Origin of the sequence: Lysinibacillus sp. UBA6686, assembly GCF_002455205.1 — a bacterium.
Classification (GTDB): Bacteria; Bacillota; Bacilli; order Bacillales_A; family Planococcaceae; genus Lysinibacillus; species Lysinibacillus pakistanensis.
In genome coordinates, this window is sequence record NZ_DKJS01000023.1 from 1 (window position 1) to 25,672 (window position 25,672).

The following is a 25,672-nucleotide window of genomic DNA, read 5'->3' on the forward strand; positions in this document are numbered from 1 at the left end:
CCTCCAGCGCAGGAAGCGGCTCGTCGCTCGCCCACTGGAAGCTTTGCTCTGTGCGAAAGCGAAGCGACAGAAAAAAAGCGAGTAGCCTGGAACGGAAATCACCTTCATTTTGACTAAATATTCACAAAGGGTCCCTTGACCATTTAGTTTTCCAACACTATGAATAAGCTGCAAGGATTAAACTTGCAGCTTATTGTTATATGATTTTTATATCGCCTGCATAGATTGTACGAATAGTTCCATCATCTTGGGTAAGCTGTAGTACTCCATCTTCTGTAATTCCACTAGCAATGCCTTCAAAACGTTCACGTATCGTTGTAACCTCAATGCGTTGGCCAATTGTGCAGGACATTTGCTCCCACAGCGCTTTTATACTTATAAAGCCCTCTTTGACATATAACTCTGTAAATTGCTCTAAGTACTGTAAGATTGTTGCAACAAGTGCAGCACGGTTAATCTCCTCGCCCGCTTCTAAGCGTAGAGATGTTGCAATATCAGCTATATCTGGTGAAAAATCTGATGCCACCTGATTTGCATTAATGCCGATACCTACAAGTAGAGCTTGTACCATATCCGCTTCTGCCTGCATCTCCGTTAAAATACCAGTACATTTTTTTCCGTTAATCAGAAGATCATTTGGCCATTTAATAGCCGGTTCAACCTGTTTATATAATGTCTTAATTGCCATTGTCACTGCAACTGCCACGACAAGCGTATAGGAAGAAGCTTGCTGGGGTGTAACATCTGGCCTCACAATAATAGTCATCCAAATGCCAGTGCCATTTGCAGATTCCCACATACGAGCCATACGGCCACGGCCAGCAGTTTGCTCTTCCCCAATTATAACCGTGCCTTGTGGTGCTCCCTCCTGTGCAAGCTTATGAGCAATTGTTTGTGTTGAATCGACTACATCAAAATAATGAATTTCCCGTCCAAATTGTTTTGTATTTAAAAAAAGCTCAATTTGGGTTGGATTTAAACTATTAGGTACTCCTGTCAGTACATAACCTTTTTTCTTAATTGTTTCAAATGTGTAGCCTTCCTCCTGCAGTGTCTGCATATGCTTCCAAATGGCTGTACGCGATACACCAAGAGAATCTGCCAGCTCCTGGCCAGAAACCGCTTCACCATCAGCTGCTAATATTCTTTTTAAAATTTCATCCTTCATGGAAATACTCATGCTCTATCCATTCCTTTATCTGTTGTCGGTCATTTCGAAGTTCGCCATTTACGACTGCTTCTAGCATCTTCTGTAATGCTTCCTTTACCCATGGCCCACCCTTTTTTCCAGACCATGTTAATAGATCAGAACCGTTTACTACTAATTCCTGCTGATGTTTTATAGGAAGCTGAGCCTGTAATTCAGGTATACTTTGCTGTGGTATGTGAACGCTAAGTTCTCTAAGCTCTGCAACATAGCGAGCTGTTTCAAGTTCTTGCTGCGTAAACATCAAGTAATCCATATTGGACCAACCTCTTTTTAAGGCATCTAAAGCGGCTATCACGGCCTTGACAAAACCGATTTCCTTATTCGATAATCGATAGCTACGCAATACGTCTTGCCAGCATTCCCCCTGTAACACCGCAAAATATGCCCAGCCTATTAGCTTATGATGAGCCTTAAAATCACACCATTGCTTAGCCTCAAAAGAACCTTGCAAATAATTGGCTAAACTACTTTTCTCAAGCATTGTAATACCTTTAAAAACATCTTTCCCTGTCCACATCTTATCAAGCTCTGCCTTTATGCGTTCATTTGCAATCCAGGAAATATCAGCGGCCTTATTCTGAATTGCCAACAATGTTGCAGACTCAATTTCAAAACCAAGCTGGGCTGAAAATCGTACCGCTCGAAGCATGCGTAATGCATCCTCAGTAAATCGAATCTGTGGATTACCTACAGCGCGTATAATACCAGCCTCAATATCTTGACGTCCTCCGTAAAAATCAACGAAAGAGCCATCGCGGCACATCGCAATGGCATTCATCGTAAAATCTCGACGCTGTAAATCATCCTGGAGTGAACGCACAAACTGCACATCCTCAGGTCTACGGTGATCCGTATATTGTCCGTCGGTACGAAATGTTGTTACCTCTACAGAACCGGCAGGCACGATAACAAGCACCGTCCCATGCTGAATACCTATATCCGCCGTATGATGAAAGACGGACTTTACTTCTTCTGGCATGGCATTTGTCGCCACATCTACATCATGGGCAGGGCGACCGAGTATTGTATCTCGCACCGCGCCACCAACGATGACTGCTTCAAAGCCTGCGTTTTCTAATTGTTCTATAACTGAATAGGCTGCTTGCCATTCTTTATTGTTTTGCATGATTTCTTTCCGCAACCTTCTCGTACAATTTTTCATATTGCTCTACAATTTTAGCTGAGTGGAATTTTTCATCGACAGCACGAATAGCAGCTTCACGGAAACGTTGTAATTTCACTTCATCCTGCAATAAATTTACAGCGTACTCTGCTACAGCATCTGTATCCCCTAATTCCACTATATAACCATCCACATCATGTTCGATTACCTCAGGGATTCCTCCAACATTTGAGCCAATACAAGGCACGCCACACGCCATTGCTTCCAATAATACCAATCCGAAAGATTCCTGCTGTGAAAGTAATAATTTTAGATCACTAATGGCATACAATTCAGCCAAGTTTTCCTGTTTCCCTAAAAACAAAACATCTTTTACATAAGGACTTTCCTTTACTTGGTCCATTACACGATGCTTTTCTGGTCCATCCCCTACTAATAATAATTTTGCCTTCATATTCGCACGTATTTTCATAAATGCATCCACAATATGCGGAAGATTCTTAATTTTACGGAAGTTAGAGACGTGAATAATGACTTTTTCATCATCTTGAATACCAAATTGTTCCTTTAAATTACCTGAATTACGAGGGAAGTATTCACGCTCATCTACAAAGTTGTAAATCGTTTCAATAGGTTTTACCGTATCTATTAGTTCATAAGTTTGTTCCTTTAAAGCTTGGGATACTGTAGTGACAATATCAGATTTATCAATGCCATACTTTATCGCCTGTGACAGAGTGGAATCCTGCCCAAGCACCGATATATCAGTGCCATGTAAGGTTGTGACAATGCCAATATCCCGCCCGCTCATTTCACGTGCTAATACAGCACATACTGCATGTGGAATAGCATAATGCACATGTAATACGTCCAGCTCTTCATCCTTAATGACATCAGCCATCTTACTTGCTAAAGCAATATCGTATGGAGAATATTGAAATACCGAATAGTTATTCACTTCTACTTCATGGAAAAAGACGGTTGGATAAATTTTATTCAATCGAAATGGTACGCTTGAGGTGATGAAATGAATTTCGTGTCCTCTCTCTGCAAGCATTTTTCCTAATTCTGTCGCAATGACACCAGAGCCTCCAACAGTTGGGTAACAGGTAATGCCTATTTTTAGCTTTCTCATTCGATGATCATCCTTTCTAAATCGCGTCTTTTTTTAATTTCTTCTTTCTTGAATCAATCTCCAATCCACAAAGCCCTCTTGTAGGCCTTTAAGTAATATTTCTGCAGTTCCCATATTTGTTGCCAGTGGTACTTGGTAAACATCACAGAGACGGATAAGTGCAGAAACATCTGGCTCGTGTGGTTGTGCGGTTAAAGGATCGCGGAAAAAAATAACCATATCCATATCATTATTGGCAATCATTGCGCCAATTTGTTGGTCTCCACCAAGTGGACCTGAACGAAAACGGGTAACCTCTAAACCTGTAGCCTCAATTACGCGCTGCCCTGTTGTACCAGTAGCATACAAATGGTGCTCATTTAAAATATCTTTGTAAGCAATAGCAAACTGTACTAAATTATCTTTTTTACGATCATGTGCAATTAGTGCGATTTTCATAAAGCGTCCATCCCCATCTTTAGATGATGTTTTCTAAACCATATACAAGTTGATCCATTTTCATGACCTCTTCTACGCAAAAGGCTATCCCTGACATAAAAGAATTACGATTTAAAGAATCATGGCGAACCGTTAATAACTGACCATCCCCACCAAATAAAACTTGCTGGTGTGCTACTAGCCCTGGTAATCGGACGGAATGTATGCGCATGCCATCAAACTCTCCCCCTCTAGCACCAGCAATCGTTTCTTTTTCTTCAGGATGTCCTTGCCCTTTTGGTGCTCGAACCTCTTGAATCAATTGTGCCGTTTTAACAGCCGTCCCAGATGGTGCATCTAGCTTTTGATCGTGGTGCATTTCAATAATTTCTACATCTGGTAAGTATTTTGCCGCTTCCTTCGCGAATTTCATCATCAATATAGCACCGATTGCAAAGTTTGGGGCAATAATACAGCCTAGCTCTTTTTCTTTTGCAATTGCGGATAATTCTTCTAGTTCTCTATCTGTAAAACCTGTCGTTCCTATGACAGGTCGTACATTTAAATGTAATGCTTCTTTTGTATGCTTATAGACGGCATGAGGGTTTGTTAAATCCACTAATACGTCTGGTGCCGTTGCTTCTACAAGATCATGCATTTCTGTAAATACAGGTACTCTATAGCTCGCAGGGAACATGTCTAAATCAGCTAATGTTTTTCCCACTTCCTTATAATCTAGTACAGCTACTAATTCCATTTTGTCATGTTTCATGACTGTATGTACAGCTTCAGCCCCCATTTTTCCCCTTGGTCCTGCAATTGCTACACGAATCGACATTATTCCTCATCCTTTCTAGTCCAGCGATCCTTATCTCTCGTTTCAAATTTATGTATGACGCGTAAAAGTGCTTCATCTAATTGAATACCTTGTGCATTGGCAAAGCAAACTAACACAAAGAAAAAGTCCCCTAACTCTTCTTCAATGCTATTTGTTCCCTCCGTACTCTTTTTCTTTTTTTGTCCGTAAACATCTTGTACCTCTCGTGATAATTCACCAAGCTCCTCTGTTAATCGTGCCAATAATTCCAAGGGTGGGAAATAACCTTCCTTAAATTGTCCTATATAATCATCAACACGCTGCTGTAAAGCTTGCATTGTCACTTGTTCAGTCATTATAATCACACTCCTACATACCATCGTATAAAATTTACACCATTGTTGTCAAAAACAATAAAATGTCAGATAATAGATAGCACTACTTCATTTGTTGGAACTACAGGAGGACACATGCTAAAACAGATTAAAATTCGCAATATCATCGCAATTATGCTCGGAGCTGCTATTTTTAGCTTCGGCTTCGTCCACTTTAACATGCAAAATCAGCTTGGCGAAGGTGGCTTAAGTGGTATCACTCTTATACTTTATTTTACACTAGGCTGGGACCCTGCCTTAATGAATTTACTATTGAATATTCCTATGTTTATCATAGGCTATCGTTTACTTGGAAAAAAGTCATTTATTTATACACTTGTGGGAACCTTATCGGTATCCGTATTCCTTAAAGTTTTCCAAAAATATCAATTCACAATTCATTTAGAGGACGATATGCTACTTGTTGCTCTTTTTGCAGGTGTATTTGTTGGACTAGGACTTGGCATTGTCTTTCGTTTTGGTGGTACGACTGGTGGTGTGGATATTTTAGCGCGACTAGGTCATAAATATTTCGGCTGGAGCATGGGTAAAACAATGTTCATCTTTGATGCCATCGTTATTATTCTATCATGGTTAACTTTTTTAGATGCACGCTCTATGATGTATACGCTTGTTGCGGTGTTTGTTGGAGCTCGTGTCATTGATTTTGTTCAAGAAGGAGCTTATGCTGCACGTGGAGCACTTATTATCTCTGAGAAATCAAGTACGATTGCTGAAATGATTGCACTACGTATGGAACGCGGAATCACAATTCTGGAGGGTCATGGCCATTTTACAAAGCAGCAAAAGGAAGTCATATATTGTGTGATTGGCCGAAATGAGGTAGTACGGTTGAAATCAATTATTCATGATGTAGATCCACATGCCTTTGTATCCATTATCGAAGTTCGTGATGTTGCAGGAGAGGGCTTTACCCTTGACGATCAAAAACAGCCCTTACATTAAACGAGCATGGACTTTTCATTAACAAAGTCCCCTTCAAAGAATTCAAACTGCTAGCTATCTGGCGAGCAGTTTTTTTCTTTGTAGATAAAAAACTTGCCATAGTGGCGATTTCACCACTACAGCAAGCCTTTACGTTAATCATCACTACGCATATTTGTAAAGATTAACACTAAACGTAATAATTCTAAGACAGCTACTGCTGCGGCTGCAACATATGTTAATGCTGCTGCACTTAACACTTTTCGTGCTGGTCGCTCTTCCTCATTTGTAATAATACCTAATGAATTCATTTGCACTAACGCACGCTTAGATGCATCAAATTCAACGGGTAAGGTTACTAATTGGAAAACTACGCCTGCTGCCAGTAGGACTATACCTAGTAATAACATATTGGACAAGCCAGAAAAAATACCAATCATTACAAATATCCAAGATGCATTGGATGAAATATTTGCTACTGGAACTAGCTTACTACGTAATGTTAGCATGGAATAAGCTTCTTTATGTTGGATGGCGTGGCCTACCTCATGGGCAGCAACAGCAGCACCTGCAACACTCGCTTCATAAAAGTTACTTTCTGATAAAGCAACTGTTTTTGTTGCCGGATTATAATGGTCCGACAAAACACCTTGCGTTGGGACAACTCGTACATCATATAAACCGTTCGCATCTAAAATCGCACGCGCTACCTCTGCACCTGTTTGTCCCTTCATTGTACGTTCTTTCGCAAACTTATTGTACGTGCCCTTAACCTTCATTTGAGCATATAGCGGCAGTAACAATATAATCGCAAAATAAACAATATACATGCCTGTTGACAATTTACTAACCCCTTTCTACCTCGATACTATAATTCTATAATCATTACCCTAATTCGGCAAATATTTGCGCCACCTTATTGAGAAAATAGCTAAAAATATACATGCAATTGATAACCAAAACGTAAAATAGCCAATATAGCTAGTATAATCTGCTAAGTCACGGTACATGGGCATCTGTCCAAAAACATAATCAATAACATCATTATGCAATGTCCAAACCGCTGCTACAGCGATATGCCAATATGTAAAAACATATTTCCCGATATAAAGAATTGCTTGAACAGCCATTGCAAAATGGGAGCCTACGAGCATCCATCCTTGCCAGCCGATCGAACCTGTTTCAATCAGTGTCCAAATATTCATAACGTCAGCCCATATCCCATATTTCACTAACGTAACTAGAGCAAGCACTTCCATCAATGGCCAACTTTTTCCCATAATCCAGACTATCAAGACAAAGCAAAAGAATAGGCTGGCAGTTGGGCTATCCGGCACAAAAATATAAAAAATGGGCTTCGTTATTGCTAGCTGCCAGCCATACCAATAATAGCCGTAGATTGTTCCAAGTAGATTAATAATGAGTAATACAACTAAAAATGATTTATGTGTAAGGAGATACCAGATATTTGCACGTGTAATTTGCATGTTTAACACTCCTTTATCTTGCGTCTTTACTAAGATGCCTTTTTTAACTGTAATTATGTATTCTATTGTCCTTAATCGTCTGTATTTGTAATGAGGAGACAGTATTTATTCTAACAAAAAAGTACAAACTATTCAGCTTTATTGGAACAGAAGGTAGCTATAAAACAGGAAATTCAGCACAAGCATAAATGAAACAAAATTATTGTAATAAAATATATTTCACGGGAACTTTCTTGATGCTGAAACAGTCCCATATAGAGCGAGAAAAAAGAGTCAGTTTCCTGACTCTTTTAAACTATGCTTATTTAGCTTTTAAGCTTGCAATAAATTCAGCTAATTGCTTCGCTTCTTCATCTGTACCAGCAAAAGCACCTTTTGGCATATTACCACGACCATTGTGCATAATTTCTTCAACTTCTTCAGCTGTTAGTTCATTACCAACTAACGCTGGAGCAGCTGGACCACCTTTTAAGTCAGCAGCATGACAGCCGATACAAGATTTAGCTTGTTCACCAGTGTCACCATTCCAAATTGCAAAACCTGGTAGAGATTCATCAATATCAACTTCAACCTCTTCTACAATGGCACCCATAGCTTTTTGAGCTTCCCAGTCGTGGTTCACAACTGACTCCCAAGTTAAGTAGAACATAGCAGCCAAAGTTAATAACATAAACGCAGTCGGTAACGGACGTTTAGATGGACGACGTTCTGGGCCTTTATCTAAAAATGGCATTAATAATAGCGCTCCAAATGCAAGACCTGGAATTACAAGAGTCCCAATGATTTGGTATGGACCAGAAGCAAATGAGTATTTTAAAAGTTGATACATAGATAAGAAGTACCAGTCTGGTAGTGGTGTATATGCTCTAGTTGGATCAGCCGGCCCTTCAAGTGGCGATGGATGAGCAACTGTTAATAATAAATAAGCAATTAAGAATACAGCACCAACCATCCATTCTTTTAGTAAGAAGTTTGGCCAGAAGGCTTCCGTCTTACCTGGATATTCGGAATAATCCTTTGGAACGTTCGGCATTCTATGATTCGCTTTAATACGAGAATCACCAACAAATTTCATTCCTTTTCCGCGATGCATTGTTTCCCCTCCTTTAAAAAATCATCGAACCGTCAAGAACTATTACAACGGCCCTGAAATTCCTTGACGACGAATCATGATAAAGTGTGCTGCAAGTAACCCAAACAATACTGCAGGTAAGAAGAACACATGAATCGCAAAGAATCGTGTTAACGTTTGAGCTCCAAGAATCGTTGAGTCACCCGCTAATAAGACTTTAATCATCCCACCGATAAACGGTACAGACGCAGCAATTTCGATACCTACTTTTGTAGCGAATAATGCTTTCATATCCCAAGGTAATAAGTATCCTGTAAAGCCAAGACCCATCATTACACCAAAAATACCTACACCAACCATCCAGTTTAATTCACGAGGTTTCTTATAAGAACCTGTAAAGAATACACGAAGCGTATGTAAGAACATCATTACGATTACTAATGAAGCTCCCCAGTGGTGCATACCGCGTACGATTTCACCAAATGCTACTTCGTTTTGTAAATAATAAACTGACTTCCATGCATTCACTACGTCTGGTACATAGTACATTGTTAAAAACATACCAGATAGAATTTGTATAACTGTAATGAAGAACGTTAATCCACCAAAACAGTAAACGAATGCTGAAAAATGATGTGCAGGGTTTACGTGCTCAGGCACTTCGTGGTCGGCAATATCACGCCAAATCGGTGTAATATCTAAGCGTTCATCGACCCAATCATAAATTTTATTTAGCACTGTTTTGTACCCCCTTACTTAACTAGAGTGTTTGCTTTAGTTGGACCAAGTGATAAGTAACCATCTTCTTCTTTAACTTCATATTCATCCAACGGACCTGTAGGTGGTGTTCCTGGTACGTTTTTACCATTTTTCTCGTAACGTCCAGCATGACAAGGACAGAAGAATTGATCTGGGTGTCCTGAATCTCCTCCCCAGTTCACCATACATCCTAAATGCTTACAAACAGGAGATAAGGCTATAATTTGATCGCCACTTTTGTAAACCCATGCCATATTCGTTACTTCTGATTTGTACCATGCATCAACTTGTTCAAATTTCAAATCAACTTTAACAGGTTCTTCAGTAATATCAGCGATTTTATGCTCCGTTTTTATGAAATTCCCACCACCATGATTTTGTAGCACTGGGTCAATCGCAAAGCGAACCATCGGCATCAGCATACCCGCCGCCATAAAGCCACCTACACCAGTAAGTGTATAGCTTAGGAATTGACGACGTGAAACTCGATTATTACTCATTTTTTTCCCCCCTCTAACTTAAAGGTCAGTCCAACGGACATACTTTTACAAATAGTAATACTAGGACATATCTATGATATATCAAGTCCATAGCTTGGTCAATATAGCATTCTGTGGAAAGCTGGAGAATGTGAACATTTATTGAAACAAATTGTTAAATCTGTGCCCATTTGGTCGAAAAAGTCGGAATCACTTGTCGTAGTTGATCCTCGAGAATAGAGTTTTTCACACCTTTATCCATGCTTTCTAATGGAATTGCTGGTAGCCAAATAACATTTACTACATCTCCAATATTTGTCCAAAAATGATCACAAGTAATGAAGAACACATGCTTAAAACCAGCATTATGTAATTGTGATTCTAATTGCTGGGGCATTTCTTCGTTTTTCAAAATTGTACTGTACGAAAATGGTGGCAATAGTAATAACCGTCCTTTAAATTGTTGCTCAATAAAAGACGTCAGCGATAACAAAAAATCTGCCTCTGCTCCGCTCTGTTTTATTTTTTCAGAAGTTAAATCAATGGATACGAGTGGGACAATTGCTGTATCGATAAATTCCTTCTGCGCCATAAACGATGTCACATCGTTCGCATTAAAATACATTCATTAAACCTCCTTATTCTTACCAACATAAAATGCCCTTTTCCACTCTTTAAAATAGGATAGCCAATAAAAAGTGAAAACAATCATTCACTAGTTATGTTACCATATCAAGGTGGATAAAGGACATTCAATTTTTAACTATTACTATTGTAAATTAGCCGTTTCCTTTAAAGCTTGTAACAAATTTGACAATTCATAAAAGCGCTCTTCGTCTCCCTGATCGAGGGCTTCATCAATTTGTGCGAGTAATTTTTCTTCTTGGAATACGAGTAAGCTGTTGGAAAGCAGCTCTTCTGCCAGTAAACGGTCTTTTTCACTAACAATCAGTGTTTCTGGCATATAAGGGTTTTCTTCAAGAACTGCTAAGTATTGTGCACTTGGTGGTGTATTCGGAAAATTCAATTGTATATACATATCTTCGTGTTCATGTAAGCGTAAATCATGAAAGGATTTCTCAGCATCTGCTGTCATTACATTGCCTTTATAAAAACGAAATGGCACACCCGTTGAGTCAACAGTCGACATCACCATTGCTCTTGGGCAATAATGTGCTTCTTCAACAAATCGGATTCGTTTTAATAGTTCGTCATTACTTAAAAGGTAATTTAAAATCCATACACACTCACGACGTTTCAATTGATAATTTTTTAAAAACCATCGAACAAATGCTTTTTTATCGACAACTGATACAGAAGCAGTCATACCCACTCCCTCCTTTACTCAAATTCTAAGGATTCTAACTTCTCTTGCCACTCTGTTTCACCTGGTTGAATAGCTATTAATTGACCGAGTACTTCCTTCGCTTCTGAACGCTTTCCTTCCTCTAATAAGAAATAAACATATTTTTCTAAAAATGCTGCGTCTTCCTTAAAATCATTATATGCCAAACTGTAAAATTCGTATGCACGGTCGTACAATTCTAAATTTTCATATGCCTCTGCAGCAAACGGATATAAAGCGCTCCATTCAAAATCATTTTGCTGCAAGGTTTCAAATAATTCGATGACATCTTCGAAACGTTCTTGCTGTGCCAAAATAGAGATTAAGGCTAATACTGCCTCCATGTATTCAGGATCTAATGCTACTGCCTCACGTAAATACTGTTCTGCCTCAGCTGGTAGTCCATTTTTTAGTGCCATTTTGCCTGCAAACAAATATAAAGTTTTATCATATTCGTCACGCTTTAAACCTTCAAGAATGGCGCTATACGCTTTTTTATTATCCTCTGTCATGGCATAGCTCTCGGCAAGTAATAAATAGGCAGAGAAATAATCAGGATCTAATTCTTTTAACTCTTCCAATTGTTTAATCGCCATTTCATATTTTTGTGATTGGAATGCAGAATAGGCTGCACCAAATAAAATATCTGGCTTTACTTCATCCTCAAGAGCTGCTAAATAGTAATCTAAAGCTGTTTCATAGGCAGCTCCAGCCCGATATACCTCAGCAAGGCGTTCAAGAAGATTTACACCTGCAAATTCGCCTTGTTGTTCATTTAACTCTTCATATAGTCTTGCAGCCTCTAAAAAACGGCCTGTTTCAAATAATAATTCTGCTTTGGCAAAATGCAATAAAGGCTCATCTGGTAAAATAGCTAACGCCTCATTGATACGCTTTTCCGCCACCTCAAACAGTCCTTGCATTTGGTAATAATCCGCTAATACTACTAAAGCTTGCGGATATTCTGGTGAAGTCTCCTCAATTTCTAATAATAAATCTAATGCATCATCCTCATCACCAAGCTCCATTAAGACAGTTGCACGATCGATTTTTAACTGCGCCTCATCTGGGAATAAAAATTGCAAATGCTCCAGTACACGGTCAGCTTCTTTCATATACCCATACTGCATAAAAACCTCAGCTAGTGCATAAATTTCCTCGGGTAGCTCCTTCATTAAAAAAGATTCCAGTAGCTGATCAATTAATGCTAAGTCCCCTTGTTCAAGTGCTTGCATCATTTCAGTCATCGCATTGTTCACAGTCATTCACCTATTCTTTCATTGATATCTTTATGCTACAAAACATTTTCTTTCGAAACAAGAAAAAACTCCCCAATTACTTGGGAAGTCTTTCATCATTTTTTACTTTACAGACTCAATATGTTCAAAAAATGTTGGATAAGACACTGCGATACAATCAGCGTCGTCTAACGTAACTGCTCCATCTGTTATAAGTGCTGCTATAGCGCCCATCATACCGATACGATGATCCCCATATGTTTGGAGGCTAGCACCTTGTAATGGTGTTGGTCCTTCAATTATCATACCATCTTCTGTAGCTTCAATTTTTGCACCAAGTTTTCTCAGTTCATCTACAACAGCCGCTATTCGGTCTGTTTCCTTGACTTTTAGCTCCTCAGCATCCTTAATGACCGTTTTGCCATCTGCCTGAGTGGCTAATAAAGCAAGAATCGGAATTTCATCGATAAGTCGAGGAATAATCTCCCCCTCAATTGTAGTGGCTTTTAATGATGAGGTTTCTATTGTAATGGTTGCAGTCGGCTCTGACTGACTATCTTCATTTGGAATCACTGTCATTGATGCACCCATATTTTGAAGAACTTCAATGATACCGTCGCGTGTCGGATTAATTCCGACATTTTCAAGCGTAATCTTACTATTATGACAGATAGCACCAGCCACTAAGAAAAAGGCTGCTGACGAAATATCACCGGGTACAGACACATGTGTTCCCGTCAGTGTTTGACCTCCTTCAAATGATATAACACCATCCCTTACATCAATTTCTGCCCCAAATTGACGGAGCATACGTTCAGTATGATCTCGAGAAATTTCTGTTTCTCGTACGATCGTAGTACCTGCTGCACGTAAGCCTGCCAGTAAAACAGCGGATTTCACCTGTGCACTAGCAACTGGCATATGATAATCAATCGCCTGTAATGCTGTCCCCTGGATAGCTAATGGGGTGTATTGACCATTGGCTCTTCCTGTAATGTATGCACCCATTTGACGTAATGGATCGATAACACGACGCATTGGTCTCTTGCCGATTGACGCATCCCCTGTCATTACTGAATGGACATTAGAACCAGCTAGGATTCCTAACATTAGGCGTGTCGTGGTCCCGGAGTTACCTGTATATAAAATCTCTGTAGGCTCTTGCCATCCGTCGATTCCTGGACTGTCTATGGAGACAGAAGTGCCTTCCACATCTATTTTTACACCGAGTTTTCGAAAGCAATCAATTGTACTTAAACAATCCTCTCCTAATAAAAAGCCATCTACTGTCGTTTTACCTGTAGCAATTGCTCCAAACATAACAGAGCGGTGAGAAACAGATTTGTCACCAGGGATCGTTAAAGTTCCTCGCAAGGTAGGTTTATTATATTGTAATATTTTTTCACTCATTGTTTTTTCCTCCAATATGAAGATAGAAAGCGCCGTAATTCGACGCTTTCCTGTAAACATGCATTTCCCTTACTAAGAAACGCCTATGAAATATATGTTTCAAATTTTGCACGCTTTTGGATGCATGCGGCTGCACGTTCCCGGTCACTTTCATTTTGTAAACTTATCACAAGAATCCCGAAAACATCCTCTCGTGATTCTACGATACGTAAATTCGTAATACTAATCGCTTCCTCTGCAAGCAGGCCTGTGACTTCAGAAATGACCCCTGGATAGTCAGGAACATCAACATATAAGTCAAATGATGTAAACATTGCGCCTGCACTTATCGGTAATTCGTCTCTAAGCTCTTTCGCTACCGCAAAATAGCTTTCAATATCCTTCGAACTTCCGTGTAAGAGGAGCTCCTTCACACGCCCCATTTCCTTTTCCCAGCCCTCTAGCTGTGCAATGAGTTCATCACGGTTTTGTAATGTAATATCTCGCCATAAAATCGGATTGGATGAGGCAATACGTGTTACATCACGGAAGCCCCCTGCTGCAAGTGAACGTGTCATCGGATATTCCCCATTTTCACCGCCTAATTGATGCACAAGAGAAGCAGCTACTACATGTGGAAAGTGACTAACAACAGCTGTCATATGATCATGCTCACGAGCCGAAACACTGACTACCTTTGCATGTGTGAATTTTAATAAACTTTCAAGTTGTGCCATATTGATAATTTCTTCACCAGCTAGTGGTGTAAGCATATAATAAGCATTTTCAAAAAGATGAGCTTTCGCAGCTAATACACCACTTTTATGAGAGCCTGCCATCGGATGACCCCCAATAAAGGTAATGCCTAGCTCCCGTAATTCCCCAGCCTTTTGCATAATCATTTTTTTTGTACTTCCTGTATCTGTAACAATAACTTTTTTCTTTAATGGCCATGTTTTTAATTGTTCCATCCACTCTAGCGTTGCATTAACAGGTGTGCCAAAAATAATGACATCTATGTCAGCAGCTACTGATTTGGGATCTACTACAATATCATGAACGATATTTAACGTTTGAGCATGCTCACGCGTTTTAGCATCCATATCATAGCCAATAATTTTTGTTTCTGGTGCCTTCTGTAATGCCAAAGCAATTGAGCCTCCAATTAGGCCAAGCCCAATAACGAGTACTTTGCGTGTCATGCAAAAACCCCTTGCTCTTTAAGGACACTCTCAAGGTGATTGAGTAACGCTTCATTTTGAGACTCTGTACCAATTGTTACACGGATAAATCCAGGTAAGCCTAAAGCTTTTCCACTTCGGACTATAAAGCCTCGTTTCATTAGCTCTTGGAATACAACATCACTATCAGCATTGATATTAAAGAAAATAAAGTTTGTATCAGTAGGGAAGTATTTTAAATTATGTTTTTCACAGAATTCAATATATTGCTTTTTACCTTTTTCATTTGCATCACGGCATGCCTGTATATAGTCTTGATCACTTAAAGCGATTGCCGCCACCGCTTGGCTTAAAATAGTATTGTTAAATGGCGCTCTTACCGGGTCAAGCTTAGCAATGACATCTGGTTGTCCAATCGCATAGCCAACCCGAAATGAAGCAAGACCATATGCTTTTGAGAATGTGCGCAATAATAGTACATTTGGATACTCGTTAATTAATGGTAGCGTATCTTTGTGTCCAGGATGTGTCACATATTCGATATAGGCTTCATCTAATACGACTAGGACATCATTTGGTACCTTTGCAAGAAAAGCACGTAAGTCAGTATCCGGAATAACAACACCTGTTGGATTATTTGGACTACACACCCAAACAATTGATGTTTGCTCATCAATTGCCGCTGCCATTGCATCTAAATCATGTGCACCTTCCATACATGGAATTTTTCGTACTTCTGCACCTTCTATTTCAGCATTATGCCAGTATTGGGAGAAGGATGGGTCAGCCATAACTGTATTTACCCCTGGATACAACAAAGCACGTGTAATAATAGCAATGATATCGTCAGAGCCATTACCAAAAAGAAGCTGTGTCTCTTTCACACCTAGAAAATTCGCAACAGCCGTACGTAAATTTTGTGCATAGCCATCTGGATAGAGTGCATGATTCACTGCATTATTTTGTAAATAAGCTGTCACCTTAGGTGAGCATCCAAACGGGTTTTCATTCGATGCTAATTTAATGACTTCCTTTAAGCCATATTCCCGTTGTACTTCTTCAATTGGTTTCCCTGGTTTATATGCTTGCATACCGTCCAATTGTTGTTTCCATTTCATCTCAAACATCTCCTCTACTTATTTAGCTTGGGTTAAATCTGGTCTTAATTTCACTGCATCATTCAGATACAAATGCTTCACATCTTTTTGTGCTACATCTACCTCTGCATGAATTAATACACGAATACATAATGGTAATGCATTTGGTACATCCATTTCATGTGTGCACATAACAGGGACATATTGCCACCCATCCATTAATCGTACAGCACGTGCTGGAAAAGCAGACGTAATATCAGGTGTTGTGGAAATAAGAATTGAAGCGATATTATCCACCTCTACATGATTTGCTGCTACTACCTCTCGCACTAATCTTGCTGTCTCATCCCATACAAGCTCCGGCTTGTCAGATTCAATTGTAATTGCTCCTCTAAGTCCACGAATCATACAAGCACCTCCGCTAATAGCTGTCGAAATTCTGCATCTACCTCTTTGCACTCTACTAGATCAATCGGCTGTATAAATGGTTTGCCAATTTTATCCAATAAAACAAATTGCAAAATTCCATACTCTGCTTTTTTATCTTTCATTAAATACTCTGTTAATTGTTCAAAAGTATAATCATTTACTGCTTTAAATGGATAGCCATTCTTCATTGCAAAATGTAAAAATGATTTCGTAAAATGACGATCCAGCTCACCATATCGCTCACTTAATAATAAGCAATAGACAATCCCAATCATAACTGCTTCACCATGCGCAACTTTCCCATAACCCGCTGCTGCTTCAATGGCATGTCCATACGTGTGACCTAAGTTTAAAAACTTTCGTACAGATTGTTCTGTTTCATCTTCTGCAACAATTTGCGCCTTCACTTCAATACCCTTTCGTAGCTGTATTGCTAATTCTTCTGCACTAAAATGAATGACGGTATCTGCTGCCATTAACTCCTCTAACCATGCTGGATTCGAAATCATGGCATGCTTTATCACTTCTGCAGTCCCCGAACGTACCTCACGTTCAGGTAAACTCTCAATAAATACAGTATCGTAAATAACTCCCTCAGGTTGGTAAAACGCACCAATCATATTCTTTCCTAGTGGATGATTGATGGCTGTTTTACCACCTACTGCTGAGTCATGTGCTAAAATTGTTGTTGGAATTTGGATAAATGGTACCCCACGCATAAATGTAGCAGCAACAAAGCCAGTTAAATCTCCCACAGCACCTCCACCAAATGCAAAAATAAAGGATTTGCGAGAGCATTTTTTTTGTAATAAAAACGTCTGTGCTGCATTGTATTGTTCAAAGGTTTTGCATGTCTCACCACTTGGTAAGATAAATACCTCAAACTCATATGGAAAATTTGCCTTGAAATAATCCCCTTGAGCTGCCCATACATTGACATCTGTAAAAACAATGAGTTTATCAGCTTTTTGAAGTTTATCCTCAAATGATTTTACTGCATTTGCTAAAAAATTATGGCCAAGAACAACCTCATATTGGTGTGATTTCGTTGTTACTGGTACTCGCATACATCAGAACCCCTTTGTATAACGACGTTGTTCTTCGATTTGAGCTTTTAGTTGTGGTAATTGATCACTATGGAATTGCTCCAAAATTGCATTGGCAATTTCCCAGGCAATAACGTGTTCTGCTACAACTGATGCTGCTGGTACTGCACAGCTATCTGAGCGCTCTACACTTGCTTTAAACGGTTCTTTTGTTTCAATATCAACGCTTTGCAAAGGTTTATATAATGTAGGAATTGGCTTCATAACACCACGTACTACAATTGGCATTCCAGTAGACATGCCACCTTCTAAGCCTCCAAGGCGATTCGTTGCACGACTATAGCCTTGTTCTTCAGACCAAATAATCTCATCATGCACTTCAGAACCCTTGCGATGTGCCATTTCAAAGCCAATTCCAAATTCAACGCCTTTAAATGCATTAATAGATAGCATTGCGGCTGCTAACTTGGCATCAAGTTTACGATCATAATGAACATAGGATCCAACACCTGCTGGCATTCCTTCAACGATGACCTCTACAATACCACCAATTGAATCACCAGCTTTTTTCGCTTCATCAATCGCCTCTACCATTTTGGCAGAAGCCTTTGGATCTACACAGTAACATGGGTCTGCTTCAACAATTGCACGAATTTCATCAGCAGATTTCCCCTCCACTAATGAAGTATCTGCCTTAATTCCAATAATTTCTGTTACATGAGACACAATAGAGATGCCTAATTCATTTAATAAAGCTTTAGCCACTGAACCTACAGCTACACGAACAGTTGTCTCACGTGCAGAGGAACGTTCTAGCACATTCCTTAAATCACGATGTCCGTATTTCATGCCTCCTACTAAGTCAGCATGTCCTGGGCGTGGGCGTGAAATTTGACGTTTGATGTCTTCCGGGTTCACATCTTCTGCTAATGGCTCTGCTCCCATAATTTTAGTCCAATGCTTCCAGTCATCATTTGTGACTACAAGTGCTACGGGAGAACCAAGTGTTTGTCCATGACGAACACCAGCAACTATTTCCACTGTATCTGTTTCGATTTGCATACGTCGTCCGCGACCATGTCCTCCTTGGCGGCGCTTTAAATCATGGTTAATTTTTTCTGCTGTAATGGGCAAGAGTGATGGTAACCCCTCAATAATTGTTGTTAATTGGGGGCCGTGAGACTCTCCCGCTGTTAAGTAACGCATAAACGCTTTCTCCCTTCAACTCGCTAAAGTATGTATTTTTCACTATAACATATATTCTCTAAAAAAACAGTCCTTTTGCAAATGTCTTTCAGTCTCTCGTTCATTGTTTACAAATTTCAAACTACTCTATCAACATATGAATGTAAATCAATTATACCCAGACCGAAAAACATTATTTTAAATGCGAATATTCTGAACGATTAACATACATCACAATTCAATTTCATCTATTTAGTAATTATTCACGAAGCTATTTTTGTGATTTTTCATTCGCTCATCTAACTAGATAAAAAATACGCCTTTTGCTTATGACAAGCGAAAAGCGTATGATTTATCTATATCTATGCCTTCAAATATGTACATGACATTCATGTTGTCTATTGTACCAGTGCTTTTCTCATATTATTTATTATTTCCTTCTATAGAAGAATGTATCCTCTACATCAAATTCATAGCGTGATGGATTAAAGATTTGCTCTGTTGAACCAACAAACAATACTCCATCTTTCCGCAATGCTTTACTAAAATTCCCATAAATCTGATCCTTAGCATCTTCTGTAAAGTAAATCATCACATTGCGACACACAATTAAATCATAATTTGAGTCGTAGGAATCATTCAGAAGGTTATGCTTTTTAAAGGTCACACAGCGTTTAATTTCATCTTTGACTCTAAAAAAGGAGCCTTCTTGTTCAAAATACTTGGCTTTAATATCGTTTGGCACCTCTGCTAAAGAACGCTCTGGATATACACCTAACTTTGCCTTTTGAATGACATTCTCATCCAAATCTGTGGCAATAATTTGGATTTGAGATAAGGGTACTAATTGAGATAATACCATCACTAGTGAATACGGTTCTTCACCTGTTGAACAAGCAGCACTCCAAATTTTCAAACGCTTATTTGATTGCAATAATTTCGGAAATATTTTCTTCTGCAACACTTCCCAGCGTTTACCATTTCTATAAAATTCAGAAACATTAATCGTCATGCGATCTAAAAACTCATTCATTAAATCACGATCTTGTTCAAGTGCCCTTAGAAAGTCTACAAAATTACGATATCCTTTTTTCTCATAGAGAGAGGTTAATCGTCTTTTCATTTGCGCTTCTTTATATAACGCTAAATCTATTCCTGTTTTGCGCTTGATACCTTCTATAAATTGTTCATAATCAGACATACGGTTATCTTCCCCTCTAGCGTCGTATTTCCATTATAGCGGAAAAGTGCCAATCCTGAAATAGTCTTTCAGCTGTAATCCAAGTTACTTATTCGAATTTTGTTTTTCCTCTAGTAATAACACTTTCGACTGTTCTAGTTCTAGACGCATTTTTTCTGTCTCCATCGTATATGTCTCTAATCTGAGCTTTTCCAACTCAAGCTCCTTATCGATAGACTTTAGTTTAATTTTTTGCTGTCTTGTGCGGGCGTCCGTAAAAATGCCGGCTAAAGAAATTATGACTCCTCCAATAATCGCAACAATTGCAATTGACAATACGTCCACATCCTTTCATTAATAATGATTATACGGCAAAATGGAAAAAATAGTTTCATTTTTTCTGTTCATTCTTCCATCAATTTATGAATATTTTTTGGGGCTGAAAAATTTCCATAAAAAATGAAGGTAGTTGACCACCACCTTCAAAGTCTTAGTCTATTATACCTCTACTCGATAATCCTTCAAGTCTTCTCGTAACTTTGCTTTTAAGAATTTACCGACAGAGGTCTTCGGTACTTCATCTAAAAATACAACATCATCTGGTATCCATGTTTTATGGAATTGATTTTCTAAATCAGTTAGTAGCTCTGCCTTCGTGATAGTGTCTTTATATTCGGGCTTCGGTACAACACACGCTAAAGGTCGTTCAATCCATTTTTCATGAGGAATTGCGATTACTGCTGCCTCAAATACTTTAGGATGTGACATTAAAGCATTTTCAAGCTCCACTGACGAAATCCATTCCCCACCACTCTTAATTAAATCCTTAGTTCGGTCTGTAATTTTTATATAACCATCAGCTGTCATGACCGCAATATCCCCTGTATAAAGCCAGCCATCTTTAAAGGCTTCTGCTGTGCGTTCATCCTTGTAGTACTCTCCAGCAACCCATGGACCTCTTATTGTCAGTTCCCCCATTGTTTTGCTGTCCCAAGGCACTTCACCATTTTCATTAACAACACGTGTTTCAATAAGTGGCACTGTGATGCCCTGGGTAATTCGTACATCCATTTTTTCATCCAACGTATAGTCCTGCATATGTGTTAAATATGTTGATAAGCTAACTAACGGAGATGTCTCCGTCATACCATAGCCCGTAATGTAAGGAATTTTAAGCTCCTGCTCAAAACCACGAACGAGCCCTTGAGGTGATGCAGACCCTCCACAAACAATTAAACGTAATGAGGATAAATCACGTGAATTTTTTCGTTGCTCCTGTAATACACCAAGCCAAATTGTTGGCACACCAGCAGTGAGCGTAACCTTATATGTTTCAAATAAATCCAAAAGTAACTGCGGGGTAAACATAGGTCCAGGTAGCACCTGCGTGGCACCAAATAAAACGCTAGCGAATGGGAATCCCCATGCATTTGCATGAAACATCGGGACAACAGGTAATACTACATCTGCTTCACCAATTGCAATACTATCAGAGAGTCCAGCAGCAATACTATGAAGAACTATACTGCGATGCGTATAAACGACACCCTTTGGCATTCCTGTAGTTGCACTTGTGTAGCACATGCCAGCGGGTGTATTTTCATCTAAATCCTCAGGAAATGTAAAACAATCATTTGCTTCTTTCAGCAATGCTTCGTAGGAAAGCGCATTTGGTAAGGGGATGGTTTCCAGTAGAACTGCATCCCCCATTACGATAAAATGCTTCACGGTTTTCAACTGTGAGACAATTGGTGCAATAAGCGGCAACAAGTTATCATCAATGAGTAGTATTTCATCCTCCGCATGATTGATAACATAGACAAGATGTTCAGGGGCTAAACGAATATTAATCATATGCAACACAGCTCCTGCACATGGAACTGCAAAATAGGCTTCTAAATGTCGATGGTGGTTCCAAGCAAAGGTCCCCACCTTTGTACCACGTTCCATCCCAAGTTTTGTAAGGGCATCAGCTAATTGACGAGTTCTTTTTACATAGTCTTTATAGGTAAACTCATGAATAGTAGTAGGGCTTGTCCGGGAATATATTTTTTTTGCATGGAAAAAACGTTCTGCTCGATTCAAAAAACTTGTTAATACTAAAGGTGTATCCATCATATGCATAACCATACTCTCCCCTTTGTTCACAAAATTTTTGAAACATCCAAGGCAACTGCTACAAGCACAATACTAGCTTTTCCATGATATGCCTTACTTCGGCTGCATACGAATAGCGCCGTCTAAGCGTATTACCTCACCATTTAGCAAACCATTTTGGATAATACTTTCCACTAATAGTGCATATTCAGATGGTTTCCCAAGACGTTTAGGAAATGGTGTCATTTTTGCCAGTGCCTCTCGTGCTGGCTCTGGCAGTGATGCAAACATAGGTGTCTCAATCAACCCTGGTGCAATAGTCATCACACGTACACCTATCTCTGCTAGTTCTCGAGCAATTGGCAATGTCATCGCTGCTACACCGCCCTTTGATGCACTATAGGCTGCTTGTCCTATTTGCCCATCAAATGCCGCTACCGATGCAGTATTGATAATAACGCCACGTTGACCATCCTCATCCGGCTCATTATGCTGCATTTTCTCAGCTGCAAGACGAATAACATTGAAGGTACCGATTAAATTGACAGCAATGACCTTTTCAAATAAAGCAAGCGTATGCACACCACGCTTTGAAATTACTTTACTTGCATCAGCAATACCCGCACAGTTAACGGTTACGTTAATGGAACCGAATTTTGCTAATGCTTGCTCTAGCCCTGCGATTACATCTGCTTCTTTTGTAACGTCAACGCGTGTATATCCAACATTGTCCCCTAATTCCTCTGCTAGAGCATGTCCTCGCTCATCATTGACATCAAAAATTACTGCCCTACCACCCTCTTCAACGATTTTACGGACAGTGGCTTCTCCTAATCCAGACGCGCCCCCTGTTACAATAGCTATTACCTCATGACACTTCATCCATTACAACCCCTTTTACATTTTTTCAATAATAGTGGCATTTGCCATGCCCATACCTTCACAGATAGCAAGTAATCCATAGCGTAAATTTTCCCGCTTCATTCGGTAGAGCATCGTAGTTAGTAGTTTTGTACCCGTTGCTCCTAATGGATGACCTAAAGCAATTGCTCCCCCATCTGGATTGAGCTTCTCAGGATCTGCTCCAATTTCATGCAGCCAAGCAAGTGGCACAGGCGCAAAAGCTTCGTTCACTTCATACGTATCGATATCTTCAATCTTTAGACCCGAACGTTCTAATGCTCTTCTAGTTGCCTCTATAGGACCAGTTAACATAAGGGTCGGATCTGAGCCAACAACTACTCTTGTGGTAATTTTAGCAAGAGGCTGTAAACCAAGTTCCTGTGCCTTCTCTAAGGACATAATGACCACTGCCGATGCACCGTCACTCATTTGACTCGCATTACCAGCCGTAATTACACCATCCTCCTGAAAAACTGTTTTCAAACCATTTAATTGATCAACTGATGTCTCAGCTCGTGGTCCCTCATCCATGGAAAAAGTTGAAACAGAGCCATCCTCTTGTGTAACTTGAATCGGTAATATTTCATCTGTAAAATAGCCAGCCTCCATCGCGGCTAATGCTCGCCTATGACTATTATAGGCATAGTTATTTAGCTGCTCCTTTGAAAGGCTCCATTTTTCTGCCATTTTTTCTGCTGATAAACCTTGGTGAATAATGGCATAGTTATCCTGTAAGCGTTTACCTTCATGTGCATTCTGCATATTAGCACCCATTGACACTCTTGTCATACTCTCAACCCCACCAGCAATAGCAATGTCCATATCACCCGCTAAAATAGCTTGTGCTGCAAAATGCACGGCCTGCTGACTTGAACCACATTGTCGATCAATCGTTACACCTGGAACAGTCTCAGGAAAGCCTGCCATTAATAAGGCTGTTCGAGCAATGTTAGCCCCCTGCTCAGCTGTTTGTGTCACACAGCCTAAAATAACATCCTCAACTTGATGCTTTTCGATGCCTGCGCGTTGTACCACCTCTTGTAAAATATCTGCGGCTAAATCATCCGCTCGTACATTGCTTAATGCCCCTTTTCTTCTACCAACCGCTGTACGAACAGCCGCTACAATCACCACTTCTCTCATCATGAAAAACCCCTTTACATTATCCATCACCCTAAAGTGTATTTGGAAGTTATGAAATATATTCTCGATTATTAAACTATTAAAAACCTTAATTATCAGAATATTATAGCATTTATTGTACATGAGGAAGAAGTTTTTAACAATTCTATATGTATTTTGAGATTACCTTATTTAAATTGAAGGATTCTATCCATTATTTTGATCGTTCCATCTGTTAGTTTTGGATACCTATCCTGCACTTTGATGATTCTATCCGTCAGTTCGTGGCTGCTATCCCTCAGTTACTTTCAATAAAAAAGATAGAGCAAACAGCTCTACCTTTAATTTCAGTTAGTTAACATATTATCTACCGATTTTTTTTCGTAACTCTTTTTCCTTTTGTAGGAGTCGGTTCAGTTTCTCTTTCTCAATTTTGAGCTGCTCTTCAAGTGCATCACGATACTCGTTAGCATGCGTAGGGTACATCCTCTTTTTATATTCAAGTTCTAATAAAGCATATTCAAGTTCTTCTTCTGAAAATGTGTTATAAGTTGATTTTTGTGAAGTGGAGGTTGATTCAGCTGGTTTTTTCGTCCCTAAATAAGCTGCTTCAACATAACCCCTTACATTATCAGCAGTAACATAAGACCAGCCTACTAATGTAGCATGTACCGTTACTTGTGTACCATTACTTAATGAACCTACCGAAGCTCCCGATGGACTGGCAATATTTCGGACGATGACGCCACTTCGTGTATTAACGTATTTTGTTGTTGTTTTAGCATTTCCAATAAAATCTGATTTTACATAACCCACCACATTACCATATTGCACAAATGACCAACCATTTTCTACTGAGCCATAGTCTTCAACAATCATGTTATATTTTAACGTAGCCAATGTGGATGCTGAAGTAGATGGTTTTGATTTTACAACTAGACCACTTTTAGAATTTGCAATTTTAATCGTTGATTGTGGTATGCTTAAAGAAGAAGAAATAACATATCCTTTTATATCACCTACCTGAATATAAGACCAATCTTTCGAGGAAGAAAACTCTGTTACAAATTCCCCTTTAGTTAGATTTCCGATAGATTTAGCCACATCACTTGGCGAATCCCTCACAAGTAAACTAGAGTCATTTACAACCTTTACTATTCGATAATTAGTTGCCTCTGCTACTTGTTGTTGAATGCTAAATAGCATGACAAGTAAAAAAACTACGACAGATATTTTTTTGAGTATATTCATCCGATTTATCCCCTTTCCGATAATGATTTTATAGTTTTTTTTGCAATTGTGATTCCCCCCAAACGAATGATGCAATCTACGAAATAGTTTACTACATTTATAACCATATATGTATATAAACTTCAATTACTATTGTAAAAGAGATTTTATCTCTTTAAGTTGTAATGCCTTAAATTTTATTTATTTATAAATATCCATTATGAACAACAAGTGCTCTTACATATTTTCGAAGCTTATTGATAAAATTTATTAATTTCATGTTTCTCAGTTTTAAACCAATGTTTTCATTAACTTTATTAAATGATTTTGACAAACAAAAAACCCTCTAACATTTTTTTGTTAGAAGGTAAAAGTAACATCGAAAAATAGATGAATTTTTTATTAAGTTCTA

27 protein-coding genes are annotated in these 25,672 nt (G+C 39.1%); 1 reads left to right on the plus strand and 26 read right to left on the minus strand.

The genetic code is table 11. The features are described from left to right. Positions 1-196: 196 nt before the first annotated feature. Genes B2R82_RS05805 through B2R82_RS05830 form a run of 6 tightly spaced genes read right to left on the minus strand, consistent with a single transcriptional unit; the run spans position 197 to position 5,058 of the window. The gene (locus B2R82_RS05805) at positions 197-1,180 is read right to left on the minus strand and encodes a biotin--[acetyl-CoA-carboxylase] ligase (RefSeq protein WP_286923962.1); all 984 of its coding nucleotides are present in this window, start codon (positions 1,178-1,180) and stop codon (positions 197-199) included. Then, positions 1,158-2,336 carry a CCA tRNA nucleotidyltransferase gene (locus B2R82_RS05810; protein WP_286923963.1) on the minus strand — a complete coding sequence of 393 codons (1,179 nt, stop codon included), beginning with the start codon at positions 2,334-2,336 and terminating at the stop codon, positions 1,158-1,160. The genes B2R82_RS05805 and B2R82_RS05810 overlap by 23 nt, the downstream gene beginning before the upstream one ends. Further along, positions 2,323-3,468, minus strand: a complete 1,146-nt coding sequence (bshA, locus tag B2R82_RS05815) for an N-acetyl-alpha-D-glucosaminyl L-malate synthase BshA (RefSeq protein ID WP_286923964.1) — start codon at positions 3,466-3,468, stop codon at positions 2,323-2,325. Before bshA ends, B2R82_RS05810 begins: the two co-directional genes overlap by 14 nt. Before the next feature lie 33 nt (positions 3,469-3,501). Next, complete coding sequence (gene mgsA, locus B2R82_RS05820; protein ID WP_283871548.1) at positions 3,502-3,906, minus strand: methylglyoxal synthase; 405 nt, start codon at positions 3,904-3,906, stop codon at positions 3,502-3,504. A gap of 19 nt (positions 3,907-3,925) precedes the next feature. Continuing rightward, positions 3,926-4,723, minus strand: a complete 798-nt coding sequence (gene dapB / locus B2R82_RS05825; RefSeq protein ID WP_286923965.1) for a 4-hydroxy-tetrahydrodipicolinate reductase — start codon at positions 4,721-4,723, stop codon at positions 3,926-3,928. Further along, on the minus strand, positions 4,723-5,058 hold the full coding sequence (locus B2R82_RS05830) for a nucleotide pyrophosphohydrolase (protein ID WP_286923966.1): 336 nt from the start codon (positions 5,056-5,058) through the stop codon (positions 4,723-4,725). Before B2R82_RS05830 ends, dapB begins: the two co-directional genes overlap by 1 nt. A gap of 114 nt (positions 5,059-5,172) precedes the next feature. Between B2R82_RS05830 and B2R82_RS05835 the strand changes: the two genes are divergently transcribed. Then, on the plus strand, positions 5,173-6,042 hold the full coding sequence (locus B2R82_RS05835; RefSeq protein WP_286923967.1) for a YitT family protein: 870 nt from the start codon (positions 5,173-5,175) through the stop codon (positions 6,040-6,042). 134 nt (positions 6,043-6,176) lie between these two features. Here the strand turns inward: B2R82_RS05835 and B2R82_RS05840 are convergent, their stop codons facing one another. From B2R82_RS05840 to B2R82_RS05935, 20 genes are all read right to left on the minus strand, one after another. Next, positions 6,177-6,851: a zinc metallopeptidase gene (locus B2R82_RS05840; RefSeq protein WP_286924084.1), complete on the minus strand. Its 675-nt coding sequence runs from the start codon at positions 6,849-6,851 to the stop codon at positions 6,177-6,179. Between the two features lie 60 nt (positions 6,852-6,911). After that, positions 6,912-7,508 carry a DUF1405 domain-containing protein gene (locus B2R82_RS05845; RefSeq protein ID WP_283871544.1) on the minus strand — a complete coding sequence of 199 codons (597 nt, stop codon included), beginning with the start codon at positions 7,506-7,508 and terminating at the stop codon, positions 6,912-6,914. 301 nt (positions 7,509-7,809) lie between these two features. Further along, the gene (locus tag B2R82_RS05850) at positions 7,810-8,601 is read right to left on the minus strand and encodes a menaquinol-cytochrome c reductase cytochrome b/c subunit (protein WP_286923968.1); all 792 of its coding nucleotides are present in this window, start codon (positions 8,599-8,601) and stop codon (positions 7,810-7,812) included. A gap of 42 nt (positions 8,602-8,643) precedes the next feature. After that, the gene (gene qcrB / locus B2R82_RS05855; protein ID WP_054770303.1) at positions 8,644-9,318 is read right to left on the minus strand and encodes a menaquinol-cytochrome c reductase cytochrome b subunit; all 675 of its coding nucleotides are present in this window, start codon (positions 9,316-9,318) and stop codon (positions 8,644-8,646) included. Between the two features lie 14 nt (positions 9,319-9,332). Beyond that, a complete protein-coding gene (locus B2R82_RS05860) occupies positions 9,333-9,839 on the minus strand; it encodes a ubiquinol-cytochrome c reductase iron-sulfur subunit (RefSeq protein WP_286923969.1) in 507 nt (168 codons plus the stop codon). 154 nt (positions 9,840-9,993) lie between these two features. Continuing rightward, the gene (locus tag B2R82_RS05865; RefSeq protein WP_286923970.1) at positions 9,994-10,443 is read right to left on the minus strand and encodes a DUF2487 family protein; all 450 of its coding nucleotides are present in this window, start codon (positions 10,441-10,443) and stop codon (positions 9,994-9,996) included. Between the two features lie 144 nt (positions 10,444-10,587). Further along, entirely contained in the window at positions 10,588-11,145 is a 558-nt protein-coding gene (locus B2R82_RS05870; protein WP_283871540.1) for a ReoY family proteolytic degradation factor, read from the minus strand. A 14-nt stretch (positions 11,146-11,159) separates the two neighbouring features. Next, entirely contained in the window at positions 11,160-12,428 is a 1,269-nt protein-coding gene (locus B2R82_RS05875; RefSeq protein WP_286923971.1) for a tetratricopeptide repeat protein, read from the minus strand. Positions 12,429-12,524: 96 nt separating this feature from the next. Beyond that, positions 12,525-13,811, minus strand: a complete 1,287-nt coding sequence (gene aroA / locus B2R82_RS05880) for a 3-phosphoshikimate 1-carboxyvinyltransferase (protein ID WP_286923972.1) — start codon at positions 13,809-13,811, stop codon at positions 12,525-12,527. A gap of 83 nt (positions 13,812-13,894) precedes the next feature. Further along, positions 13,895-14,992: a prephenate dehydrogenase gene (locus B2R82_RS05885; RefSeq protein WP_283871537.1), complete on the minus strand. Its 1,098-nt coding sequence runs from the start codon at positions 14,990-14,992 to the stop codon at positions 13,895-13,897. Continuing rightward, positions 14,989-16,089, minus strand: coding sequence for a histidinol-phosphate transaminase (hisC, locus tag B2R82_RS05890; RefSeq protein WP_286923973.1), 1,101 nt, complete (start codon positions 16,087-16,089; stop codon positions 14,989-14,991). Before hisC ends, B2R82_RS05885 begins: the two co-directional genes overlap by 4 nt. Positions 16,090-16,107: 18 nt before the next feature. Next, the gene (gene aroH, locus B2R82_RS05895) at positions 16,108-16,476 is read right to left on the minus strand and encodes a chorismate mutase (RefSeq protein WP_054770299.1); all 369 of its coding nucleotides are present in this window, start codon (positions 16,474-16,476) and stop codon (positions 16,108-16,110) included. Beyond that, positions 16,473-17,564 (minus strand): 3-dehydroquinate synthase, encoded by a 1,092-nt coding sequence (aroB, locus tag B2R82_RS05900; protein WP_286923974.1) that lies wholly within the window; start codon positions 17,562-17,564, stop codon positions 16,473-16,475. Before aroB ends, aroH begins: the two co-directional genes overlap by 4 nt. 3 nt (positions 17,565-17,567) lie before the next feature. After that, positions 17,568-18,749 carry a chorismate synthase gene (aroC, locus tag B2R82_RS05905; protein WP_286923975.1) on the minus strand — a complete coding sequence of 394 codons (1,182 nt, stop codon included), beginning with the start codon at positions 18,747-18,749 and terminating at the stop codon, positions 17,568-17,570. Between the two features lie 409 nt (positions 18,750-19,158). Continuing rightward, entirely contained in the window at positions 19,159-19,929 is a 771-nt protein-coding gene (locus tag B2R82_RS05910) for a CheR family methyltransferase (protein ID WP_283871532.1), read from the minus strand. Positions 19,930-20,013: 84 nt separating this feature from the next. Further along, positions 20,014-20,244, minus strand: coding sequence for a hypothetical protein (locus B2R82_RS05915; protein WP_283871531.1), 231 nt, complete (start codon positions 20,242-20,244; stop codon positions 20,014-20,016). A gap of 162 nt (positions 20,245-20,406) precedes the next feature. After that, entirely contained in the window at positions 20,407-22,032 is a 1,626-nt protein-coding gene (locus B2R82_RS05920; RefSeq protein ID WP_286923976.1) for a long-chain fatty acid--CoA ligase, read from the minus strand. A gap of 87 nt (positions 22,033-22,119) precedes the next feature. Continuing rightward, the gene (locus B2R82_RS05925; protein WP_286923977.1) at positions 22,120-22,887 is read right to left on the minus strand and encodes a 3-hydroxyacyl-CoA dehydrogenase; all 768 of its coding nucleotides are present in this window, start codon (positions 22,885-22,887) and stop codon (positions 22,120-22,122) included. A gap of 15 nt (positions 22,888-22,902) precedes the next feature. Continuing rightward, on the minus strand, positions 22,903-24,051 hold the full coding sequence (locus B2R82_RS05930; protein WP_286923978.1) for a thiolase family protein: 1,149 nt from the start codon (positions 24,049-24,051) through the stop codon (positions 22,903-22,905). A gap of 342 nt (positions 24,052-24,393) precedes the next feature. Further along, positions 24,394-25,281, minus strand: coding sequence for an SH3 domain-containing protein (locus B2R82_RS05935; RefSeq protein ID WP_286923979.1), 888 nt, complete (start codon positions 25,279-25,281; stop codon positions 24,394-24,396). Positions 25,282-25,672 lie beyond the last annotated feature (391 nt).

Excerpts from the sequence above, each read along its gene's own strand:
- B2R82_RS05830 (WP_286923966.1), bottom strand. The coding sequence starts at position 5,058 with ATGACTGAACAAGTGACAATGCAAGCTTTACAGCAGCGTGTTGATGAT.
- aroH (WP_054770299.1), bottom strand. The coding sequence starts at position 16,476 with ATGATTCGTGGACTTAGAGGAGCAATTACAATTGAATCTGACAAGCCG.
- B2R82_RS05850 (WP_286923968.1), bottom strand. The coding sequence starts at position 8,601 with ATGCATCGCGGAAAAGGAATGAAATTTGTTGGTGATTCTCGTATTAAA.
- hisC (WP_286923973.1), bottom strand. The coding sequence starts at position 16,089 with ATGAAATGGAAACAACAATTGGACGGTATGCAAGCATATAAACCAGGG.
- B2R82_RS05920 (WP_286923976.1), bottom strand. The coding sequence starts at position 22,032 with ATGCATATGATGGATACACCTTTAGTATTAACAAGTTTTTTGAATCGA.
- aroA (WP_286923972.1), bottom strand. The coding sequence starts at position 13,811 with ATGAGTGAAAAAATATTACAATATAATAAACCTACCTTGCGAGGAACT.
- B2R82_RS05865 (WP_286923970.1), bottom strand. The coding sequence starts at position 10,443 with ATGTATTTTAATGCGAACGATGTGACATCGTTTATGGCGCAGAAGGAA.
- B2R82_RS05930 (WP_286923978.1), bottom strand. The coding sequence starts at position 24,051 with ATGAGAGAAGTGGTGATTGTAGCGGCTGTTCGTACAGCGGTTGGTAGA.
- B2R82_RS05870 (WP_283871540.1), bottom strand. The coding sequence starts at position 11,145 with ATGACTGCTTCTGTATCAGTTGTCGATAAAAAAGCATTTGTTCGATGG.
- B2R82_RS05875 (WP_286923971.1), bottom strand. The coding sequence starts at position 12,428 with ATGACTGTGAACAATGCGATGACTGAAATGATGCAAGCACTTGAACAA.
- dapB (WP_286923965.1), bottom strand. The coding sequence starts at position 4,723 with ATGTCGATTCGTGTAGCAATTGCAGGACCAAGGGGAAAAATGGGGGCT.
- B2R82_RS05810 (WP_286923963.1), bottom strand. The coding sequence starts at position 2,336 with ATGCAAAACAATAAAGAATGGCAAGCAGCCTATTCAGTTATAGAACAA.
- B2R82_RS05840 (WP_286924084.1), bottom strand. The coding sequence starts at position 6,851 with ATGTATATTGTTTATTTTGCGATTATATTGTTACTGCCGCTATATGCT.
- B2R82_RS05860 (WP_286923969.1), bottom strand. The coding sequence starts at position 9,839 with ATGAGTAATAATCGAGTTTCACGTCGTCAATTCCTAAGCTATACACTT.
- B2R82_RS05885 (WP_283871537.1), bottom strand. The coding sequence starts at position 14,992 with ATGACACGCAAAGTACTCGTTATTGGGCTTGGCCTAATTGGAGGCTCA.
- aroC (WP_286923975.1), bottom strand. The coding sequence starts at position 18,749 with ATGCGTTACTTAACAGCGGGAGAGTCTCACGGCCCCCAATTAACAACA.
- aroB (WP_286923974.1), bottom strand. The coding sequence starts at position 17,564 with ATGCGAGTACCAGTAACAACGAAATCACACCAATATGAGGTTGTTCTT.
- B2R82_RS05935 (WP_286923979.1), bottom strand. The coding sequence starts at position 25,281 with ATGAATATACTCAAAAAAATATCTGTCGTAGTTTTTTTACTTGTCATG.
- B2R82_RS05835 (WP_286923967.1), top strand. The coding sequence starts at position 5,173 with ATGCTAAAACAGATTAAAATTCGCAATATCATCGCAATTATGCTCGGA.
- B2R82_RS05805 (WP_286923962.1), bottom strand. The coding sequence starts at position 1,180 with ATGAGTATTTCCATGAAGGATGAAATTTTAAAAAGAATATTAGCAGCT.
- mgsA (WP_283871548.1), bottom strand. The coding sequence starts at position 3,906 with ATGAAAATCGCACTAATTGCACATGATCGTAAAAAAGATAATTTAGTA.
- B2R82_RS05910 (WP_283871532.1), bottom strand. The coding sequence starts at position 19,929 with ATGTCTGATTATGAACAATTTATAGAAGGTATCAAGCGCAAAACAGGA.
- B2R82_RS05925 (WP_286923977.1), bottom strand. The coding sequence starts at position 22,887 with ATGAAGTGTCATGAGGTAATAGCTATTGTAACAGGGGGCGCGTCTGGA.
- bshA (WP_286923964.1), bottom strand. The coding sequence starts at position 3,468 with ATGAGAAAGCTAAAAATAGGCATTACCTGTTACCCAACTGTTGGAGGC.
- B2R82_RS05845 (WP_283871544.1), bottom strand. The coding sequence starts at position 7,508 with ATGCAAATTACACGTGCAAATATCTGGTATCTCCTTACACATAAATCA.